The sequence below is a fragment of the Micromonospora sp. NPDC023888 genome, assembly GCF_040639415.1.
Lineage (GTDB): Bacteria > Actinomycetota > Actinomycetes > Mycobacteriales > Micromonosporaceae > Micromonospora.
On sequence record NZ_JBEZZW010000089.1, the window covers coordinates 1 to 3,069 of the forward strand.

Annotated in this window: 3 protein-coding genes; 1 reads left to right on the forward strand and 2 read right to left on the reverse strand. The window is 71.9% G+C overall.

Annotated elements, in window-relative coordinates:
- Positions 1-111 precede the first annotated feature (111 nt).
- A complete protein-coding gene (locus tag AB0F61_RS34110) occupies positions 112-750 on the reverse strand; it encodes a TetR family transcriptional regulator (protein WP_357818505.1) in 639 nt (212 codons plus the stop codon).
- A gap of 172 nt (positions 751-922) precedes the next feature.
- Between AB0F61_RS34110 and AB0F61_RS34115 the strand changes: the two genes are divergently transcribed.
- Positions 923-2,425 carry an MFS transporter gene (locus AB0F61_RS34115; protein WP_357818508.1) on the forward strand — a complete coding sequence of 501 codons (1,503 nt, stop codon included), beginning with the start codon at positions 923-925 and terminating at the stop codon, positions 2,423-2,425.
- A gap of 69 nt (positions 2,426-2,494) precedes the next feature.
- On the opposite strand, the gene AB0F61_RS34120 is transcribed toward AB0F61_RS34115, so the two are convergent.
- On the reverse strand, positions 2,495-3,069 hold a 575-nt coding region (locus AB0F61_RS34120), incomplete at its 5' end, for a histidine phosphatase family protein (protein WP_357818510.1).

A 3,069-nucleotide genomic window follows, 5' to 3' on the forward strand; every position in this document is an offset into this window, starting at 1 on the left:
GCTGCGGGTGGCCTGGCCGGGGTGGCCGCGCACGAGGCGGACTACTGCAACCCGGCCACCGACATCCTGGAGGGCCGTGATCACGGCCCGCCCCACGCCGTACCGCAATGATCAACTCTCGGGCGGTGGGAGCAGCGCGTCGACCAGGTCGCGCAGCGGGCCGACCAGGTCCTGTTCGGTGGCGGAACTCAGCGGTTCCAGCCGGATCGACGACCGCAGCACCGCGAGCCCGATGCCGGCGGCGAGAGCCATCTGGGCGCGGAGCAGGATCTGGTCGCTGCCCGGTTCGCCGGGACGCCACCCGCGAGCCGCCGCGAGTTGTTCGCTGGAACGGACCAGGACACCGCGCCGGATCTCGTCCGCCCCCGCGTCCCCGGACGACCGCAGCAGCAGTGAGAGCTGGCTCGACAGGCCCGCCGCGGCGGGGTCGGCGATGTGCCGGGCGATGGTTTCGGGCACCCGGTCGGCAGGCGTCTGGCCGGTCGTCCGGCGCAGCTCGTCGCCCGCGGCCCGCAGGCACGCCTCGAACAGCCCTTCCTTCGACGTGAAGTAGCGGCTGATGAGCGCCACGTTGACGCCCGCGTCGTCGGCGATGTCCCGGACGGTCGTGGCCGCGTAGCCATCCCGCGCGAAGCGCTGGCGAGCGGCGTCGAGCAGGAGCTGCCGGGTTTCGGCCGCATCCCGACGGCGACGCTGGGCCGGCTCGCCGGCGGTGTCGCTGCTCGGGGGGACAGGCGGTTCTGCTGTCACGACGCGTCAGTCCCTTCGCTCCGGCTCGGCCCGCAAGTAAACATATGTTGACTTATGGGCGGGCGCAAGGCCCGGCCTGGGCTCCGGGGTGACGTAAACGACTGTTGACATAGGCATTCGGCCGCGCATACTGGCTAAGTCAGCAAACGTTTACATCCAGTTCGAGGATTTCATGACCCACACCATCGAGGAGCCGACCCACCTCGGCTCCGCGCCCAGCGCGGCCCCACGCGCCAAGAGCACTCTCCTGGTGCTGTACCTGTCGCTGGGCGGCCTGGCGTTCGCGGTGCTCCAGTCGCTGGTGGCGCCCGCGCTGTCGACAATCGGAAGGGACCTGGGCGTCTCGACCGGAGACATCAGCTGGGTGCTCACGGCGTACCTGCTGGCTGCCTCGGTGCTGACGCCCATTCTCGGACGCCTCGGTGACATGGTCGGCAAGCGTCGGGTCCTCATCGGCGTCCTCGCGGCCCTCGCCGCGGGCACCCTGCTCGCCGCACTGGCGCCCAACCTGACCGTGCTGATCGTCGCGCGGGCGCTGCAGGGAGCCGCCGGTGCGATCCTGCCGCTGTCGATCGGCATCGTCCGTGACCAGTTGCCTCGGGAGAAGGTCGGCGTCACCGTCGGCCTGCTGTCGGCGATCTTCGGGGTCGGCGCCGGTGTCGGCATCGTGGCCGCGGGCCCGATCGTGGAGCACCTGTCGTGGCACTGGCTGTTCTGGCTGCCGCTGGTCCTCGTCGTCGTCGCGTTGCTCGGCGCCATCTTCGGGATGCCCGAGTCGCGGGTCCGCACCCCCGGACGGCTCGACATGCTCGGCGCGGCCATCCTGTCGGTCTCGCTGGTCTCGCTGCTGCTGGCCGTGAGCAAGGGGCAGGGCTGGGGCTGGACCGAGCCGAAGACCATCGGCCTCTTCGTGCTCGGTGTGGTCGCGATGATCGTGTTCGTCCGGGTCGAGCTTCGGGTACGCGAGCCGCTCATCGACATGCGCCTGATGCGGATTCGTGGTGTGTGGGCCACCGACCTCGTCGCCCTGATCCTCGGCTTCGCGATGTTCGGGACGTTCGTGCTCGTACCGACCCTGCTCCAACTCCCCGCGGCCACCGGGTACGGGTTCGGCAAGACGGTGTCCCAGGCGGGCCTGTTCCTGCTGCCCACCGTCCTGATGATGGTGGTCTTCGGTCCCCTCGCGGGTCTGCTGGACCGGCGCTTCGGCCCCAAGGTTCCGATGTTCCTCGGCACGGTCGCGGTCGTGGTCGCATTCGTGCTGCCGGCAGTCGCGCACGGCGCCACCTGGCAGGTCCTGCTCTCCGGGGTGCTCACCGGCGCCGGTATCGGCCTGGCGTTCGCGGCGATGTCCAACGCCATCATCGAGAGCGTCCCGGCCGGACAGACCGGCGAGGCGAGCGGCGTCAACGCCATCGCGCGGACCATCGGCAGCAGCATCGGCGCGGCGGTCGTGGCGGCCGTCATCACGTCGAACAGCACCGCTGCGGGTCTGCCCACCGACACGGCGTTCACCGCCGGCTTCTGGGTGTGCGCGGGCGTCGCGGTCCTGGCCGTCTTCGCGGCACTCGCCCTGCCCGCGGCGCGTCGCCGCCACGAACAGGCCGTCGCCGCCGGCGTCGACGACCTTCCGCCCGAGCCGGTCGAGCTGCACCTGCCCCACCGGCACCACTGAGCACGCGGGTGACCCGCGCGGGCCGTGTCCACTCCTGGTGGGCACGGCCCGCGCCCGTTCGGCGTGACCTCAGGCTGTTCGCTGCGCACCCAGTCGAAACTGCCAGCGCGTGCCCTGACTGGTGAGCCGGACGATCGCCAACGGCTCCACGTCCAGCTGCCGGTACGTCGCCATCGGCAGACCGAGGGCGTGCACGACCGCGACCCGGATCACCAGCGGGTGCGTGACCGCGATGATGCGTCTGCCCGCGCCGCGCTGCTCGTCCAGCCAGCTCCCGACCCGATCCCGCACGGCCGCGACGGATTCACCACCGTGCGGCGCGGAGTCCGCCGTGGTCAGCCATTCCTGCAGCGCCTGCGGGTGCGTGCCAGCGATCTCCGCAAGCGACCGTCCGGCCCAGTCGCCGTAGTCACAGTCCGCCAACGCCGTCTCGATCGTCGGCAGCAGGCCGAAGGTCTCGGCGGTCTGCCGGGCCGCGGCCGCCGGGCTGGACAGGCAGGTGTCGTGCACGCCCAGGTGCCCACGCCAGCCCGGATCCGCGTCGGCCTGGGCGCGGACGGCACGCAGGCCGCCCTCGTCCAGGCCGTCGTGGGGGGCGCCGGACGGGGGGCCGCCGCCGGGGGGGGGGGTTGCAAAGGGGCGCC